The sequence below is a fragment of the Geothrix alkalitolerans genome (genome assembly GCF_022808885.1).
GTDB lineage: Bacteria > Acidobacteriota > Holophagae > Holophagales > Holophagaceae > Geothrix > Geothrix alkalitolerans.
This window is the reverse complement of record NZ_JAKZLE010000005.1, coordinates 99,748-115,760: the sequence shown is the minus strand read 5'-3', so window position 1 is coordinate 115,760 and position 16,013 is coordinate 99,748. Positions and strand designations below refer to the sequence as shown.

The following is a 16,013-nucleotide window of genomic DNA, read 5'->3' as shown; positions in this document are numbered from 1 at the left end:
GTGGAATCTCCCGCCAACCCCTATCCCCTGCTGGACTCCCTCGCCGCCCCCCAGCAGATCCGCCACTTCACCCCGGAGCAGCTCGGGCAGCTCGCGGCGGAGGTGCGGGCGTTCATCATCGCCTCCGTGTCCGAGACTGGCGGCCACTTCAGCTCCAACCTGGGCACGGTGGAGCTGACGGTGGCCCTCTTCCACCACTTCGACTTCCTCCAGGACCGCATCGTGTGGGACGTGGGCCACCAGGCCTATCCCCACAAGCTCCTCACGGGCCGCAAGGACCGCTTCCCCACCCTGCGCCAGCATCACGGCCTGTCGGGCTTCCTCAAGCGGGACGAGAGCCCCTACGACCACTTCGGCGCCGGCCACGCCAGCACCAGCATCTCCGCGGTGCTGGGCATGGCCAAGGCGCGGGACCTCCAGAAGCAGGACCACGCCTGCATCGCCGTCATCGGCGACGGCTCCATGACCGCCGGCATGGCCTTCGAAGGCCTCAATCAGGCAGGCTACCTGGAGACGAAGAACTTCCTGGTGATCCTCAACGACAACGACATGAGCATCAATCCCAATGTCGGCTCGCTGCAGGGCTACCTGAACCAGATCATGTCGGGCCAGTACTACCAGCGGTGGCGCGACCGCATCGAGCACGCCATCAAGGCCATTCCCCTGGAAGGCCTCAGCAAGGGCGTGGCCAAGGCCGCCAAGTGGAGCGAGGAAAGCATCAAGCGCCTGATGGTGCCGGGCCTGCTCTTCGAGGACCTGGGCTTCCGCTACATCGGGCCCGTGAACGGCCATGACCTGAACGCCACGTCCAAGGCCCTGGCCGAAGCCAAGGAGAAGATGAAGGACGGCCCCGTCCTGCTGCACGTGCAGACCAAGAAGGGCTACGGCTACGAGCCCGCCGTGCAGGATCCCCTGAAGTGGCACGGCGTGACCGCCTTCGACGCCGAGTCCGGCGAGATCATCAAGGTCCAGGGGGACCCGGCCAAGCCGGCCCCGCCCAGCTTCACCAGCGTTTTCGGCAAGGCCCTGGTGGACCTGGCCCGGCGGGACGAGAAGATCGTGGGCATCACCGCCGCCATGCTCGACGGCACCGGGCTGAACCTGTTGCAGAAGGCCTTCCCGGACCGCTGCTTCGACGTGGGCATCGCCGAGCAGCACGCGGTCACCTTCGCCGCGGGGCTCGCCGCCCAGGGGATGCGGCCCGTGTGCGCCATCTACAGCACCTTCCTGCAGCGGGGCTTCGACCAGGTGGCCCACGACGTCTGCATCCAGGACCTGCCCGTGACCTTCGCCCTGGACCGGGCCGGCATCGTGGGCGCCGATGGCCCCACCCACCACGGACTCTACGACCTGGCCTACCTGCGCTGCCTGCCCAACCTCATCCTCATGGCCCCCAAGGACGAGAACGAGCTGCGGCGCATGCTGCTGACGGCCCTCTACTGCGGCCATCCCGCCGCGCTCCGCTATCCCCGGGGCAACGGCCTGGGCGTGACCCTGGAGGAGCCCATCACGGCTCTGCCTGTGGGCAAGGGCGAGTTGCTGCGCGAAGGGACCGACCTGCTGCTCTGCGCCCTGGGCGCCATGGTGGAGCCGGCCCGGAGGATCGCGGAGGTTCTCGCCGGGGAGGGGATCTCCTGCGCCGTCATCAACGCACGGTTCGTGAAGCCCCTGGACGGCGCCCTCATCCATGCCTGGGCGGGCCGCTGCAAGGCGGTGGTGACCCTCGAAGAAGGCTGCGCCCCGGGCGGCTTCAGCGGGGCCGTGGCCGAGTCGCTGGCCGATGCGGGACTGGTCAAACCCCTCCTCCGCTGCGCCGTTGCCGACCACCTCATCCACCATGGCGATCCGAGGCGCCTGCTGGAAGAAGAAGGCCTCAGCCCCGAGGCGCTCGAAGGCAGAATCCGGAATTTCTTCCGTGACATCTAAGTAAAACCTTGCGAAAGATCGCTGGAATTCCTATGGTTGGTCCCAACCCGCCGTAGCAGCGCGTTCTTTCCCGAGGCTCTCGTGAGGTCATTCCCTATCTACGCGTCCATCCTGGGCGCCCTCCTCTGTCTAACCTCCGTGACGGCTTCCGCCCAGGCCTGGGATGCGGCCGGCAAGGCGACCAGCTGGGCCAAGCAGGACCGGGATGATTCCTTCACCTTCTACGACGCCTCCACGCGCAGCCTCTACACCTGGGTCCGGGACGGCGGCCTCCTGGGGACCCTGCCTCTCGGGAAACTCGATGAGGAGCCGGACCGCTGGGTCATCGACCCCCGCAGCACCGCCTGGGTCGCCCACGGCACCTCCCTGACCCGCCTCGACCGGACCGGCCGGATCCTGGACCGTGTGAAGCTCCACGCCGAGGTGAGCGATGTCTGCTGGGACGCGGTGGGCATGATCCTCTCCTACCGCACCGCCGAGCCCTATGTCGAAAAGCGCGACTTCCGCAACGCGGATGTGATCTGGACCTTCGGCGCGAAGCCCTCGAAGAGGGAGGGTCCGGCCCCCCAGAACCAGCGCCCCCTCGCACTGGACGACAGCGGCAACATCCTGATGGCCGACGGCAACTCCCTGAACCTCAGCATCCTGGACGCCAACACCGGCCAGAAGATCGGCGAGACCGCCCTGAAATTCCACGGGGCCCCCGCTCCGGCCCTCGAGGGAGACACCACCCGCCGCGGGCCCCTGGCGGTCTGGGTGGGCAAGGGCGTGATCTTCGCCGCCCTGAAGGCCACCCAAGTGCCGGCCGCCCAGCGGAGCACGCTGCAAGGGCTGGTGCTGGCCCGGCTGGACCTCCCGCGGACCGCCGTGGACTTCCTGCCCACGGGCCTGGACGACAGCCATGTCCTGGTGGGAGTGCTCGATTCGGACGCGATCTTCGTCAACCCCAAGGGCGGCCTGATGGTGGTGGCCGTCAAATAGGAGCGGGGCCCGCTTCGACCTACCGGGCCTGGTTCAGCACCCGCTCTCGGTCCAGGTAGGGGATGGTCCGCCAGGCGTTGGGCACGGTCGGATTCAGCGTGGGATGGGCCAGGACATAGGCCAGCAGCAGGTTGCGCTGGGAGGCCTCGGTCACCAGGTCCGGAACACCCTTGAAGCCGATGGCTTCCATGTAGCCGCCCCCACCCCACAGCCGGTAGGTGGTGAGGGCCAGGGTGAAGGCTTGGTCGGGATTCACGGGCTTGCCCTGGAAGGTGAGGTTCACCACGCGACTGCCGACGGGCTTGCCCAGGTCCAGCGCATAGCCCACGCCGTCCACCGTGTCGAAGTCATGGATGGGAACGTCGTGGTTGTAGAGTTCCGGCTCCCAGCTGTAGGTGTAGTGCCGGGCCGCGTGCTCGAGGTAGGCCTTGAGCTGGGCGCCGGTAATGCGGATGCGCGCCACCTGGTTCTCGTAGGGCGACAGGGCGTAGAACTGCCGCACGCTGGTGGGACCCTTGGGGATGAAGAGCTTGGCGCCGGGGCTGGCCGCGGCGGAAAGCTGGGCCCCCGTGGCCTGCCGCTGCGCCTGGTGGATCAGCTGCATCAGGGGTGTGTCCTCCATGCGGGACCAGCGGCTGTCCAGGTCCACCGTCAGACTGGTGGCGGCGGTGTCGAGGTAGCGGTCCGTGGCCGTGCGCAGGTCCGCGGTCAGGCTCAGCACCTCCGGGTCCACCGGCGTGTCCGACTCCGGACGGATGAGCCTGCCCTGGCTCGCGACGACCTGCCAGCGGCCCCGCTCCTTCCGCAGGCTCAGGTCCACCACGGCGAGAGCGCGCCCATGGGCTTGGGCCTGCAGGATGGGAATCCCCTTGTGCTCGGTCTGGATGGCCTGGTGGGTGTGGCCCGTGAGGATGGCATCGAGGCCCGGCACCTGATCCGCCAGGCGGAGCGCCTCATTCTCGTCGCCCTCCCTGCCATCGACCTGCCCCAGGCCCGAGTGGACCAAGGCCACCACCACGTCGGCCTTCTCCTTGTCGCGGAGGCGGGGCACCAGCTCGCGGGCGGTGGCCACAATGTCCCGGAAGGTGAGGCCGGCCCCGTTCTGCGGTCCCGCCAGGATGGCGGTCCGAGGGGTAGTGAAACCCACGAGGGCCACCCGGATGCCGCCGACGGTCACCAGGACGTGGGCGGGAAAGGCCTGGCCGCCCTTGGCCGTGAGGGTATTGGCCGACAGGAAGGGGAACCGGGCCTGCTTCTCCACTTCGCGCAGCAGATCCTGGCCGAAGTCGTACTCGTGATTGCCCACGGCCATGGCGGCATAGCCCAGGGCGTTCATGATGGCCACGCTGGGTTCCGGCAGATCGCGGCGGAGGGTATTCCGCACATAGTTGAGCGGCTCGCCCTGGATCGTGTCGCCGCAGTCCACCAGGATCGTGTCCGGGTTCAGGGTCTTCTGGCGGCGGATCAGCGTGGCGATCTTCGCCCACCCCTGGTTCGCGGGCTGGAGGCTGAAGGTGTCCTCGGCCATCACGTGCCCGTGCATGTCCGTGGTTCCAAGAATCTGAATCCGGGCCTCTTGGGCCTGGAGGCCCAGCGCGATCAACAGGATCCAGAACCAATGGCGCATGCAGCCTCCGGGACCGGCCGCCAACCCGTGGTTGGATGGGACCGTCTTCAAGGGTAAACTTTCCCTTCACCCAAGGATGCCCCCTCTTTCCGGAGCCCCCATGCAAGAAGTCCAGATCAAGGCCCCCAAGCATGAATTCACGCTGCTTTGCGATGACATCCGCCAGGAGATGGGCGGCAAGACCTCGCTGATGGGCCTGTACGACCACCACATCGTGGTGCCCCAGGTGCCCTTCACCCTGCCCAAGGTGTGTTTCTACACCCGCTTCTCCCGCATGGACGGCCAGTTCAAGTTCGGCTTCTCCATCGTGAGCCCCACCGGTGACCGCAAGGACGTGATCCGCGACAGCGACGTGCAGATTCCCGACGGCGCCAAGGAAGGCACCTTCAACGTCATCGCGGCTCCCTTCGAAGTGACCGCCGAGGGCGTCTACGAGGTGATCATCGCCCTCACCAAGGGGGCCGACCGCTTCGAGTACATCTACAAGTTCGCCATCTCCGACGCCAGCCGCCTCCAGGCCGAGTACGAGAAGGCCATGGCCGAGGCTGGACAGGGCGGGAACTAAGCAGCTGTCAGCTTTCAGCGATCAGTGCGGCGCCCCCTCGGGGCGCCGTTGCTTTTAGACTGAGAGCTGACAGGTGATGGCTGAGAGCCCCATGAACGACCGCTACGCCAAGCAACGCATCTTTCTCGGCCGCGAGGCGGACGGGGCCCTGCGCGCCAAGCGCGTGGCCGTGCTGGGCCTGGGGGCCCTGGGCTCCGTCATCGCCCCCTGGCTGGCCCGGGCCGGCGTGGGCCACCTCACCCTCATCGACCGGGACCTGGTGGAGGCCAGCAACCTCCAGCGCCAGCTCCTCTACGGCGAGTCGGACCTGGGACGGCCCAAGGCCGAAGTGGCCGCGGAACGGCTGCGCGAAGCCAACTCTTCCATCGAACTGGAAGCCGTCGTGGCCGACCTCACCAGCGGCAACGCCCGGGAGCTGCTGTCCGGCTTCGACCTCATCTGCGACGGCACCGACAACTTCGAGGCCCGCTTCCTCATCAACGATGTGGCCATCCTCACGGGCACGCCTTGGATCTACGCGGGCGCCATCGGCGGCGAGGGGGTCGTCTGGCCCCTGAACCCGCCGCACACGCCCTGCCTGCGCTGCCTCATCGAGGAACCCCCGGCCGGCGGCGACGTGGACACCTGCGACAGCGCCGGCGTGCTGGGCCCCGCCGTGGGCGTCATCGCCAGCTGGGCCGCCCTGGAGGCCCTCAAGATCCTCACCGGGAAGGCGCCCCATGCCGACCTGGCCCGCTTTGATTTCTGGCACGACGAGCGCCAGTTCCTGAAGCCGCCCAAGACCCGCTGCCGCTTCTGCACGGAGAAGGTCACCGAGTTCCTGGACGCCCGCTGGACCCTCAAGGCCAGCCCGCTCTGCGGCCTGGAGGGCGTTCAGATCCGCGTGAACCCGCCCGGCAAGCTGGACCTGGCGACCCTCAAGACTCGGCTGGAAACCCGCACCCACAGCCCCTGGAGGCAGGCCGGAATGATGCTCAAGGGCCAGGAGGGCCCCGACGAGATCACCCTCTTCGCCGATGGCCGCGCCCTCGTCCACGGCCCCATGACCCCCGAGCGCGCCCGCAGCTGGTACACCGAGGTCGTGGGGTGCTGAGGCGGAAAAGCATTGGGATAAGCGGAGGAGAACGGAGGGGCGGAGGAGAGCAGAGGTACTTCCTGCAGTAGCCCGCTGAGGCCCCCGAGTTCCTTTCTCCGCTTTCCTCAGCTCCTCAGCTATCCTCCGCTTTCAACATTCCTTAGCTCTGACGAACAGGTGATGTCCCCATGTTGAAGATCCTCCTTGCCTCCAGGAACGCCGGCAAGCTGCGTGAGTTCGCGGAGCTGCTGTCGGGCGTCACGCTCGTGCCCTGGCCGGCCGAGGCACCGGAGCTGCCGGAAACGGGCGCCTTTTTCCAGGACAACGCCCTGCAGAAGGCGGAGGGCGCGAGGGCCTGGTGGCTCGCGCACGGCTCAGAGCCCGTGGATGGCGTGCTGGCGGATGATTCGGGGCTCTGCGTGGATGCGCTGTGGGGCGGTCCGGGCGTGCTCTCCGCCCGCTTCGCCCCGGACCTGCCCGCCTACCGCGACAAGAACCGGCGCCTGCTGGCCATGGTCCCCGATGGGGCGGACCGCTCGGCCCGGTTCGTGTGCGTGCTGGCCTACGTGCCTTTCCACGGCGAGCCCTTCACCGCCAGCGGTTCCGTGGAGGGCTCCCTGGCCTTCGATCCCCGCGGGGAGGGCGGCTTCGGCTACGACCCGATCTTCATCCCCGACGGCTTCGACCGGACCTTCGGCGAGCTGCCCCCGGAGACCAAGCACACCCTCAGCCACCGCGCCCGGGCCTGCGCGGCCTTGCGGGAGCGGCTGGCCCGGTTGCCGCGCTAGCGTGGAAGCATGACCTGGAAGCGCGATCCCCGGACCTGGCTGGCCATTGCCGGTGTGCTGCTGCTGTGGTCCTCGGCCTTCGCAGGCATCCGGGCCGGCCTGCGGATCACACCGGCGGGCCTGCCCGACCTGGATGGCTACGGCCCCGGTGAGCTGGCCCTGCTGCGCTTCGGCACGGCCTCCGTCGCCTTGGCCCTGTACGCGCTGGCCACGCGCATGCGGCTGCCGGAACGGCGCGACCTGCCCGTGATCGCCCTGGCCGGCTTCCTGGGCATCAGCGTCTACCACGTGGCCCTCAACTTCGGCGAGCTGACGGTCCAGGCGGGCGCGGCCTCCCTGCTCATCGCGGCGGGCCCGGTGTTCACCGCCCTGCTCTCGGCCCTCTTCCTGGGCGAGCGCCTCACGCGCCTCGGCTGGGGCGGCATCCTGGTGGCCTTCACCGGCGTGGCCCTCATCGCCCTCAGCAGCGGCCGGGGTCTGCGCTTCACGCCCGGCGCCCTGCTCATCCTGCTGTCCGCCGGCGTGGCCGCTGTCTATTCCATCCTCTCCAAGCGGAGCTTCCGGCGCCATTCCGCCTTGGCCTTCACCTGCTACTCCATCTGGGCGGGCACCCTGCCCATGCTCGTCTTCCTGCCGGGCCTGGTCCACCGCATGCCTGTGGCCGCGCCTTCGGCGACGGCGGCCGTGATCTACCTCGGCGTCTTCCCCGGCGCCATCGCCTACGTGCTGTGGAACCTCGCCCTCTCCCGGATGCCCGCCTCCCTGCTCTCCAGCTTCCTCTACCTCTCGCCGGTGCTGGCCAGCCTCATCGCCTGGGTGTGGCTCGGCGAGGTGCCCTCCCCGCTCACCATCCTGGGAGGCGCCATTGCCATCCTGGGCGTCGTCCTGGTGCAGACGAAGGGGTACCGTCTGGCCCGTGCCTAGAGGAAGAGGCGCGGATCCACGCGGGCGTTGTTGAGGCTGAGGGACCAGTGTAGGTGCGGGCCCGTGGCCCGGCCCGTCATGCCGACCTCGCCCAGGAGGTCGCCGGCCTTCACCACCTGGCCCTGGGTCACCGTGACCTTCGACAAGTGGGCGAAGAGGCTCACCACGCCTTCGCCATGGGCCAGGAACACGGCGTTGCCGCTGAAGAAGAAGTCACCCGTGAGCACCACCACGCCCGCGGCGGGCGCGCGCACGGCCTGGCCCGCCGGGGCCTTGATGTCCAGGCCCGAATGAGGGGCCCTGGGCTGGCCGTTGAAGACCCGACGCAGGCCGAAAGAGCTGGTGAGGCCACCAAGCGTGGGCTGCTGGAACTGAAGCGTGGGCACCAGGCCCTCGGGCCAGGCCCGCCAGGCCGGCGCCATGAGCGCCTGCTCCCGGGCGATGCGCGCCTCGTCCTCGGCGTTCGGCGTCACCCGGCGCTCGTCCTTCAGGCGGATGCGCTGCTCCGGGTAGCGCTTGGGACGGATGGTGAATGGGATGGATCGCCCCCCCACCTGGATCTCCTGCCGGCCCGGCTTCGCGCCCAACGGAATGCCCACCACCGCCACCCAGCCCTTGGCCGCGCGCCGCACCAACACCGACTCCCCGTGGTAGGTCACCTTGGGCGCCGGGCCCTGGCCCGGGATGGTCACGATCGCCACGCCGCCGGGCACCGGCGAGGGCTTGAAGGGAAGCACCGCCGGCGCCGCCCAGGTGGCCATCGCCACGGCCATCAGGCCCAGGGAGCGGCAGGCGGAAAGGCATCGAATCATGGTCATTCCTGAAACCTCGCACAGGCTGGGTTTCCAGGATACCGAAGGGGGCGACCGAGCCGGCGCCAGGGAGCCGCTTGGAGAAGCTCTTCAACCGGCGGTAACCGATGCTACAAGGTGATTCCCAACTCACCCCCCTTCCTCAACGGATCCACTGGAGGTCGAGGTGCTCAATCAGAAGGGTGTTGTAAAGCCCGAAGGGTGGTCATGGCATCTTGGGCCCGATCCACGGGAACAAACAGATGGTCGTGGTAGGCACCGGCCACTACATTGCAGCTGATGCCCGCCGCTCCCAACGCACCAGCAAAGGCCGCGGTTAGGCCCACCGCGTGAAGATCGGAGTGGACCCTGAGGGTGATCCAGGCGGCCTCGAACAAAGGCGTCAGCTGGTACCGCTGCGCCGTTGCCCCCGTCACGACCACCGATAGCCCCTCGGGTTCGCGGATCGTCGCCAGGGGCTGAAGCGGGCTCACATCGGCATCAAGCGGCAGGGATGCGAACACAAATGCCCCCTCATTCAGAATGGGCTCCATGCATTGAAGGAGCTGCTTCAGATCTGAAACGGGGAGACTCATTCGGGGGCACCTAACGGACGGAGCTAACCAAACCATGCACCTGCAGCCGGATCCAGGTTTGACGATGGGTTAAGCAAGCTGGTCACCTGGGAGATGGAGAGCAGCCTTGGCTCAACGAGGAATGATTTATGAGATCGAGGGTTCCAGTCCAGATGGAGTTTGATCCACAAACAGTCTTTTCCGCCCGTGACCGGGATACCCCATTTCACCTTCCAGGGGTCTCCGGATCACAGATAGGACTTTGCCCGCGAGCATCTGCGTTGCCCTTTTGGCCTCTTGTTCCAGGGATTCAAGTATTCGGGTCAGTTGCAACCTGACTAGACTTGTCAGGTTCGCCAGAATTTGAAATCGCTTCCACCTGTGCTCGCTCCGTCTCCACAGCCACGGCGACGTCGTCCTCCAGGTTGAAACCCGCCTCCCGCATCTTCACGGCCTCCTGGTAGGCGGCGAGGACGGCGGTGCGGACCCGGAGGTACGAGGTGTCGGTGACCTTGGTGTTGAAGGTGAGGGTGGCTACGAGATAGTCGCGGCCGTCCGGCAGGGTCTGGGGGGCGCTCACCTGCACCTGCGGGGGCATGATGGCCGAGGAGCTGGCCTCCCGCAGGTTGACGGCCAGACTCTCGCACCAGGCCTGGAGTTGCGGCGTAAGCGCCAGTCCCTCGGCGGGAGAGGCCACCATCACGCGACCGTAGAGCGTGAAGAACAACCGCAGCTGCGGAGGGTCGAAGGCATGGTTCAGGTAGCCCGACATGCTCGCGATCTGCTGGAAGTCCTTCAGCAGGGCCTGGAGCTTGGGGCTGGCCTGAATCGGGCTCATCCGCGGGTCCCGTATCCGTACCGGCCCACCAGCAGGTCCAGCCGCTTGCGGGCGTCCTCGGTGACCGCGTCGGAGGCGGTGAAGAGGGCCGCCTTCAGGGCATCGCCGCAGGCGCAGGCCCGCGGGGCCCCGGAAAGGCCGGGCACCGCCGCGCGGAGCAGGCGCTGGGCCTTGTCCACGTTGGCGTGCATGACCTCCAGCACCGAGGCGGCGTCCACGCCCTCCTCCTCCTCGCGCCAGGCATCGTAGTCCGTCACCAGGGCGATGCAGGCGTAGCATAGCTCGGCCTCGCGGGCCAGGCGGGCCTCGGTCACCTGGGTCATGCCGATGAGGTCCGCACCCCAGCTCTGGTGCAGGCGGCTCTCGGCGCGAGTGGAGAAGGCCGGCCCCTCCATGCAGACGTAGGTGGCCCCGTCCTCGATAGGAATGGACAGAGCCTGTCCAGCCTTGAGCAGGGCGGCGGTCGCATGGGCGCAGACCGGTTCCGCGAAGCTCACGTGGGCCACCAGCCCCTCGCCGAAGAAGGTATCCTTCCGATGGCGGGTCTTGTCGATGAACTGACTCACGAGGCGCAGCTCGCCTGGCTTGTGGCGGGCCTGGAGGCTGCCCACGGCGGAGACGGAGATGAGGCGCTCGACGCCCAGGGACTTCAGGGCCCAGAGGTTCGCGCGGTAGTTCACCTCGCTGGGGGTGAAGCGGTGGCCTTCGCCGTGGCGGGCCAGGAAGGCCACGGGGATGCCGTCCAGGGCGCCGAGGTGCACAGGCCCCGATGGCGCGCCGAAGGGAGTCTGCACCAGCTCCGTCCGGTCGAGGGAGAGCCCTTCCATCCGGTAGAGTCCACTGCCGCCGATGATGCCGATGGGTGCTCGCATGCGGCCATTGTACTTGCGGAATCCACCGGCGCCGTGGTTCTCTGAAGTTTGACAATTTCGTGCTGGATGCACGGGAAGCAGGTGAGACTCCTGCGCTGCCCCGCAACGGTATGCACCACGCCCACGCGTCACCGGGTGTGAGACCTCAAGTCCGAGTCACTGGGATCGTCCCGGGAAGGCTCGGAGGGCGCCGAAAGGCTCCTGTCGCGTGCGAGCCCGGAGACCGGTCCCGCACCTCACCCCCCGTCGCGGGAACGGGCCGGGCCTTCCCCCTGCGGGACGCCCTGCCGCCGCGACTTCATGCGTGGAGGCATGATGGGTTCTGCCCGCATTCTCTTCTCCCTGGCGGCCGTGTCCGCCCTCTCCGTGGCCGCGGAGGCCGACCGCAAGCCCGCCGAGGCCACGGTCACCGTCAGCGCCGAGGCCCAGCCCGTGGAGGTCACCCGGACTCCGGGCCCCGTCCGCATCCTGGAGGCCGAGGAATTGGCCCGCCTGGGCGCCCGCACCCTGGCCGACCTGCTGGACACCCTCCAGCCCGGGGCCGTCATGGGCACCGGCGGCACGGGCAAGCAGGCCTCCGCCTTCCTCAACGGCACCCTCAGCCGCAACGTGGTGGTGCTCCTGGACGGCCTGCGGCTCAACGACCCCACGGCCCTCTCGCCTGACCTGGGCGCCCTCAGCCTCGTGGGCATCGAGCGCGTGGAGCTGATCCTCGGGCCCTCGTCCGTCCTCTACGGCAGCGACGCCATCGGCGGCGTCATCGCCCTCACCAGCACAGGGCGCGGCGCCGAAGGCTGCCACGGCCAGGCCACCTTGAAGGCGGGCACCGACAGCCTGCTGGGCGGCTCCGCCCAGGCCCAGGTGACCGGAAGCCGCGGCTGGATCGCCGCCGGCGCCGAAGCCCAGAAGCAGGAGAGCGGTTTCCCCGACGACGCCTTCCGCCAGGCTGGCGGCTTCCTGCGGATGGGGACGAAGCTCGGCGGAGCCGACCTGACGGCCTTCTATCGCAACAGCGGCCAGACGGCTTCCATCCCTTTCACCACCTCCGGCTGGCCCGCGGCCCGCAGCTACGAACCCCAACGCGAGATGCGCGCCCGGCAGGAAAGCTGGGGCGCCAGGCTGCACTGGGCCTTGGCGCCCACGCTGGCGCTGGAGAACACCCTCCAGGCCCTGGAGGGCCGCACGGGCGATCCCAGCGGGCCCAAGCGCCAGCAGACGGACCGCGACTTCCGCCGCGTGGAGGACCAGCTCTCGTTGCACTGGACACCGGCCCCCGCCTTCCGCCTCTCCGGCCGGCTGGAGGGCCGCCAGGACACCAGCCATGCCCGGAACTACTACGACCCCGACACCTTCACCGCTGTGCATTACCGGGGGGAGGGCACGGACCTGGCCGGAGCGCTGGAGCTGCGCTGGACGCTGGCCGAAGGCCTGGACTGGACCGCAGGCCTGCGCCGCGACGCCGGCCACCGGGACCTCACCCGCTCGGACACGGGCCTCCGCAGCCGCGCGGGGAGCGCCGAGGCGGGCACCTGGCGCACGGGCCTCAACTGGGTGGTGGCGCCGGCGCTTCGCCTCTACGCCAGCGCGGGCCAGGGCTTCCGCATGCCCAACACCACCGAGTTCGCCCTGAACGCCCAGGCGGAAAGCCAGGACAACGCAGCCTATCCGATCCGCCCCGAGCGCAGCCGCACCGTTCAGCTCGGCGCCACGGGCCAGCTCGGCGACCACTGGGAGTATCGCCTCGAGGCCCAGCGCACGCACGTGTCCGAGCTGTTGGGCTACGTCTACGACACCACCTTCGCCTTTCCGCCCCTCTTCACCTCGCACTACGCGAACCAGGGCTCCATCCGGGCCCAGAGTCTGGAAGGCGCCCTGGGCTGGCGCGGCGGCGAAACCGTGGCCTACGGCTGGGACGTGATCCTCCGCAGCCAGGAGACCCGCGACCTGGACCACAACACGGAAGCCGACCGCTTCGGCGCCCAGACCACTGCCATCCTGCGCCACCCCTTCTTCACGGCTGCCCTGGCGGCCTTCGTCCAGTCCGGCACCTGGCGCGCCGACGTCCGCTTCGCCCGCGTGGGCCCCCGCTACGACCTGAACGACACCACGTACCAGGTGCTCTCCACACGCAGGCCCTACCGCGACCTCAGCCTGGGCCTGCGCCATGAGCCCGTGAAGCGCCTCACCCTGGCCCTTCGCGGCGAACACCTGCTGCAGCCGAAGCAGACCGTCCAGGATTGGCTCAGCGGACGCTACGATCAGGACGGCGACGCCAGCCTGGTCTACGGGTTCCCCGCTCCCGGCCCCCGCTGGACCCTGGCCGCGACCTGGAAGTGGTGACGGAGGCGAGGCGTGAAACACGGAACGGATCCCCGCCAAGGCGCCAGGACGCCAAGCAAAGCCCTTCTTGGCGTCTTGGCGGTGAGACGTGTTCTTTTTCTTCTGATCGCCACCGTCTCCCTGCTCGCCGCGCGACCCCAGCGGGTGGTGAGCCAGTCGGTCGGCACGGACGAACTGCTGTTGGCCCTGGCAGATCCCGGCCAGATCGCCGCCCTGAGTCACATCGGCCGGGACGCGCGGTTCAGCGCGGCGGCCAGCGAGGCCCAGCGGTTCCCGGCCCTCAAGGACAGCGACGCGGAAAGCGTGCTCCGCTTCCGGCCCGACCTGGTGCTGGCCGCCAGCTTCACCCGCCCTGAGACCCTGGCCCTGCTCCGGCGGGCCGGGGTCCGGCTGGTGGTGCTGGACCGCTTCGACACGCTGGAAGATGTCTACGCCAGCATCAGGATCCTGGGTCGCGAGCTGGGCCAGGATGCCCGCGCCGAGGCCCTCATCGCCCAGTGCCGCGGCCGGGTGCAGGTCCTCGCGGATCGCCTCAGGGGCGTTCGTCCCGTCCGCGTCCTCACCGCCGGAGCCTATCCCTTCACCGCCGGCGCCGGCACGACCTTCCAGGACCTCTGCGACCACGCCGGGGCCATCAACGTGGCCGCCGAGGCCGGGCTCAAGGGCCACGCGCCCACGCCTTCGGAGAAGCTGCTCACCTGGAACGCCGAGGTGCTGGTGATCTCCGGGGACCGGGCCGACGCATCAGATACGCGCCCCCGCCTGGCGGAGATCCCCCACTACCGCGTCCTGCCCGCCTTCAAGGCCGGCCGCTTCGTGGTTCTCCCCGGCGCCCTCATGTCCAGCGTCTCCCACCGCCGCATCGACGCCTACGAGATGTTGGCCAGGGGCCTCCATCCGGAACGCTTCCGGTGAGAACCCGCCTGGCCATCCCCATTCTCGTGACGCTGCTGGTCATGGCCTTCCTGGCCTCGCTGGCCTTCGGCGAGCTGCGGCTGTCCTTCTCGCAGGTCGTGGCGGCCCTGGGCGGCGGCAGCGATGACATCGCCCGGACGGTGGTACGCGACTTCCGCCTGCCCCGCGCCCTGGTGGGCATGGCGGCGGGCGCGGCCCTGGGCGCCAGTGGCGTGGTCATGCAGGCCTTCTTCCGCAACCCGCTCGCCAGCCCCGGCCTCCTGGGGGTGAGCAGCGGGGGCGCCCTGGGCGCCGTGGCGGTGCTGGCGCTGGGCCCCATGCTGGGCTTCGCCTCCGCCACGCTGTGGGCGCTGCCCGCGGCCTCGGTTCTGGGCGCCTTCGGTGCGACGGGTGCGGTGCTGATGCTCGCCCAGCGGGGCGCGGGCACCGAGCGGCTCCTGCTCTCCGGCGTGGCTCTGAACGCTCTCCTGGGCGCGGGGACCAGCTTCCTGCTCACCACCACGGTGGGCCACTTCGAGGTGAACGCCCAGATCCTCTTCTGGCTCATGGGCGGCCTGGAGAGCCGCAGCTGGGAGCACGTGTGGATGGGTGTTCCCGCCATCCTCGCGGGCTGCCTCCTCCTGCTGCCCTTGGGGCGGGCCATGGACCTGCTGAGCCTGGGCGAGCAGAGCGCCCAGAGCCTGGGCGTGGACGTGCGCCGCCTGCGCCGCCAGCTCATTGCCCTGTCCACGGTGCTCACGGCCCTGGCCACGGCCACGGCCGGCGTCATCGGCTTCGTGGGCCTGGTGGTGCCGCACATCCTCCGCCTGGCCTTCGGTCCGGCGCACCGGCGCCTGCTTCCCCATTCCATGCTGGGCGGCGCAGCCTTCCTCCTGGCCTGCGATCTCGTTACCCGCACCTTCCCCATCGGCCTGCGCCTGGGCGTCGTCACGGCCCTGGTGGGCGGGCCCTTCTTCCTCTGGCTGCTGCGGAGGCCGCGGTGATGCGAGTCCCCGGTCCTCAGTCCTCAGTCTTCAGCCCGGACACGGAGGCGGCGCCATGAGCACGCCCGCCCTCCATGCCGCTGGGTTGTCCGTGCCGGGCCGGCTGGATGCCGTATCGCTGGATCTCGGTCCCGGTGAACTGGTGGCGATGGTGGGGCCCAACGGGGCGGGCAAGTCCACGCTGATCCAGGCCCTGGCAGGATTGTTACCGGCCCACGGGGCCATCCAATGGAATGGACAATCGCTGTCGCACATCCCTGCCGCAGAGCGGGGCCGGCACCTGGCCTGGGTGGGGCAGGAGGCCCACTTCGAGTTCGCCTTCCCGGTGCGCGAGGTGGTAGCCCAGGGCCGCTACGCCTGGGGCGACGATCCCACGGGCGTGGCCGAAGCTCTGGCGGAACTGGACTTGACGTTCCTGGCAGACCGCCCGGCGACGCGTCTCTCTGGCGGCGAACGCCACCGAGTGGCCCTGGCCCGGGCCCTGGCCACCCAGGCGCCCCTCCAGCTCTGGGACGAGCCGGTGGCTCAGCTGGACGTGCGGCACGCGCTGGAGGTCATGCGCCTGGCCCGACGCCGGGCGGAGGGCGGCGGCACCGTCCTGGTGAGCCTCCACGACCTGCGCGCCGCCTACCGCTTCGATCGCGTGCTCGTCCTGGATCGGGGCCGCCTTGTGGGCAACGGCGGGCCCCACGAGGTCCTCACCGCCGACCTCATCCGCCAGGTCTTCCGCGTGGAGGCCACGTTCGTCGAGTCCCTGGTGCCTGAGCTGCCACAGGATTGAGCGGTCTATTCACCGCGGAAAACGCGGAGGAA

General features: G+C 69.2%; 15 protein-coding genes and 1 riboswitch. Of the genes, 10 read left to right on the top strand and 5 right to left on the bottom strand.

Features of this window, described 5'->3' with window-relative positions; translation table 11 throughout:
* Nucleotides 1–1,926: a 1-deoxy-D-xylulose-5-phosphate synthase gene (gene dxs, locus MLJ35_RS11090; protein WP_243384401.1), complete on the top strand. Its 1,926-nt coding sequence runs from the start codon at nt 1–3 to the stop codon at nt 1,924–1,926.
* 81 nt (nt 1,927–2,007) lie between these two features.
* Nucleotides 2,008–2,907, top strand: a complete 900-nt coding sequence (locus tag MLJ35_RS11085; protein ID WP_243384400.1) for a hypothetical protein — start codon at nt 2,008–2,010, stop codon at nt 2,905–2,907.
* A gap of 19 nt (nt 2,908–2,926) precedes the next feature.
* On the opposite strand, the gene MLJ35_RS11080 is transcribed toward MLJ35_RS11085, so the two are convergent.
* A complete protein-coding gene (locus MLJ35_RS11080) occupies nt 2,927–4,534 on the bottom strand; it encodes a bifunctional metallophosphatase/5'-nucleotidase (protein WP_243322978.1) in 1,608 nt (535 codons plus the stop codon).
* Nucleotides 4,535–4,634: 100 nt separating this feature from the next.
* Here MLJ35_RS11080 and MLJ35_RS11075 point away from each other — a divergent pair, with 100 nt between their 5' ends.
* The 4 genes from MLJ35_RS11075 to MLJ35_RS11060 all read left to right on the top strand — a co-directional run bounded on the left by MLJ35_RS11075 (nt 4,635) and on the right by MLJ35_RS11060 (nt 7,886).
* Nucleotides 4,635–5,099 carry a DUF6941 family protein gene (locus MLJ35_RS11075; RefSeq protein WP_243294677.1) on the top strand — a complete coding sequence of 155 codons (465 nt, stop codon included), beginning with the start codon at nt 4,635–4,637 and terminating at the stop codon, nt 5,097–5,099.
* 91 nt (nt 5,100–5,190) lie between these two features.
* Entirely contained in the window at nt 5,191–6,192 is a 1,002-nt protein-coding gene (locus MLJ35_RS11070; protein ID WP_243384399.1) for a ThiF family adenylyltransferase, read from the top strand.
* A 170-nt stretch (nt 6,193–6,362) separates the two neighbouring features.
* Nucleotides 6,363–6,962, top strand: a complete 600-nt coding sequence (locus MLJ35_RS11065) for a non-canonical purine NTP pyrophosphatase (protein ID WP_243384398.1) — start codon at nt 6,363–6,365, stop codon at nt 6,960–6,962.
* A 9-nt stretch (nt 6,963–6,971) separates the two neighbouring features.
* Nucleotides 6,972–7,886 carry a DMT family transporter gene (locus tag MLJ35_RS11060; RefSeq protein WP_243384397.1) on the top strand — a complete coding sequence of 305 codons (915 nt, stop codon included), beginning with the start codon at nt 6,972–6,974 and terminating at the stop codon, nt 7,884–7,886.
* On the opposite strand, the gene MLJ35_RS11055 is transcribed toward MLJ35_RS11060, so the two are convergent.
* From MLJ35_RS11055 to mtnP, 4 genes are all read right to left on the bottom strand, one after another.
* Entirely contained in the window at nt 7,883–8,698 is an 816-nt protein-coding gene (locus MLJ35_RS11055; RefSeq protein ID WP_243384396.1) for a peptidoglycan DD-metalloendopeptidase family protein, read from the bottom strand. The genes MLJ35_RS11060 and MLJ35_RS11055 overlap by 4 nt on opposite strands.
* A gap of 170 nt (nt 8,699–8,868) precedes the next feature.
* Nucleotides 8,869–9,273 carry an ACT domain-containing protein gene (locus MLJ35_RS11050; RefSeq protein WP_243384395.1) on the bottom strand — a complete coding sequence of 135 codons (405 nt, stop codon included), beginning with the start codon at nt 9,271–9,273 and terminating at the stop codon, nt 8,869–8,871.
* Nucleotides 9,274–9,562: 289 nt separating this feature from the next.
* The gene (locus tag MLJ35_RS11045) at nt 9,563–10,090 is read right to left on the bottom strand and encodes a hypothetical protein (protein ID WP_243384394.1); all 528 of its coding nucleotides are present in this window, start codon (nt 10,088–10,090) and stop codon (nt 9,563–9,565) included.
* Complete coding sequence (gene mtnP, locus MLJ35_RS11040; protein WP_243384393.1) at nt 10,087–10,962, bottom strand: S-methyl-5'-thioadenosine phosphorylase; 876 nt, start codon at nt 10,960–10,962, stop codon at nt 10,087–10,089. Before mtnP ends, MLJ35_RS11045 begins: the two co-directional genes overlap by 4 nt.
* A gap of 47 nt (nt 10,963–11,009) precedes the next feature.
* Nucleotides 11,010–11,208, top strand: a riboswitch (cobalamin riboswitch).
* A gap of 66 nt (nt 11,209–11,274) precedes the next feature.
* Here mtnP and MLJ35_RS11035 point away from each other — a divergent pair.
* From MLJ35_RS11035 to MLJ35_RS11020, 4 genes are all read left to right on the top strand, one after another.
* Nucleotides 11,275–13,302 carry a TonB-dependent receptor plug domain-containing protein gene (locus tag MLJ35_RS11035; RefSeq protein ID WP_243384392.1) on the top strand — a complete coding sequence of 676 codons (2,028 nt, stop codon included), beginning with the start codon at nt 11,275–11,277 and terminating at the stop codon, nt 13,300–13,302.
* A gap of 81 nt (nt 13,303–13,383) precedes the next feature.
* Nucleotides 13,384–14,217, top strand: a complete 834-nt coding sequence (locus MLJ35_RS11030) for an ABC transporter substrate-binding protein (RefSeq protein ID WP_243384391.1) — start codon at nt 13,384–13,386, stop codon at nt 14,215–14,217.
* Nucleotides 14,214–15,200, top strand: coding sequence for a FecCD family ABC transporter permease (locus MLJ35_RS11025; RefSeq protein ID WP_243384390.1), 987 nt, complete (start codon nt 14,214–14,216; stop codon nt 15,198–15,200). The genes MLJ35_RS11030 and MLJ35_RS11025 overlap by 4 nt, the downstream gene beginning before the upstream one ends.
* Before the next feature lie 55 nt (nt 15,201–15,255).
* The gene (locus tag MLJ35_RS11020) at nt 15,256–15,981 is read left to right on the top strand and encodes an ABC transporter ATP-binding protein (RefSeq protein WP_243384389.1); all 726 of its coding nucleotides are present in this window, start codon (nt 15,256–15,258) and stop codon (nt 15,979–15,981) included.
* Nucleotides 15,982–16,013: the final 32 nt, after the last annotated feature.

Bases quoted from the DNA above. Each gene is read 5' to 3' on its own strand.
- MLJ35_RS11080 (WP_243322978.1), bottom strand. From the start codon at position 4,534: ATGCGCCATTGGTTCTGGATCCTGTTGATCGCGCTGGGCCTCCAGGCC.
- MLJ35_RS11075 (WP_243294677.1), top strand. From the start codon at position 4,635: ATGCAAGAAGTCCAGATCAAGGCCCCCAAGCATGAATTCACGCTGCTT.
- MLJ35_RS11070 (WP_243384399.1), top strand. From the start codon at position 5,191: ATGAACGACCGCTACGCCAAGCAACGCATCTTTCTCGGCCGCGAGGCG.
- MLJ35_RS11065 (WP_243384398.1), top strand. From the start codon at position 6,363: ATGTTGAAGATCCTCCTTGCCTCCAGGAACGCCGGCAAGCTGCGTGAG.
- MLJ35_RS11060 (WP_243384397.1), top strand. From the start codon at position 6,972: ATGACCTGGAAGCGCGATCCCCGGACCTGGCTGGCCATTGCCGGTGTG.
- MLJ35_RS11055 (WP_243384396.1), bottom strand. From the start codon at position 8,698: ATGATTCGATGCCTTTCCGCCTGCCGCTCCCTGGGCCTGATGGCCGTG.
- MLJ35_RS11050 (WP_243384395.1), bottom strand. From the start codon at position 9,273: ATGAGTCTCCCCGTTTCAGATCTGAAGCAGCTCCTTCAATGCATGGAG.
- MLJ35_RS11045 (WP_243384394.1), bottom strand. From the start codon at position 10,090: ATGAGCCCGATTCAGGCCAGCCCCAAGCTCCAGGCCCTGCTGAAGGAC.
- mtnP (WP_243384393.1), bottom strand. From the start codon at position 10,962: ATGCGAGCACCCATCGGCATCATCGGCGGCAGTGGACTCTACCGGATG.
- MLJ35_RS11035 (WP_243384392.1), top strand. From the start codon at position 11,275: ATGATGGGTTCTGCCCGCATTCTCTTCTCCCTGGCGGCCGTGTCCGCC.
- MLJ35_RS11020 (WP_243384389.1), top strand. From the start codon at position 15,256: ATGAGCACGCCCGCCCTCCATGCCGCTGGGTTGTCCGTGCCGGGCCGG.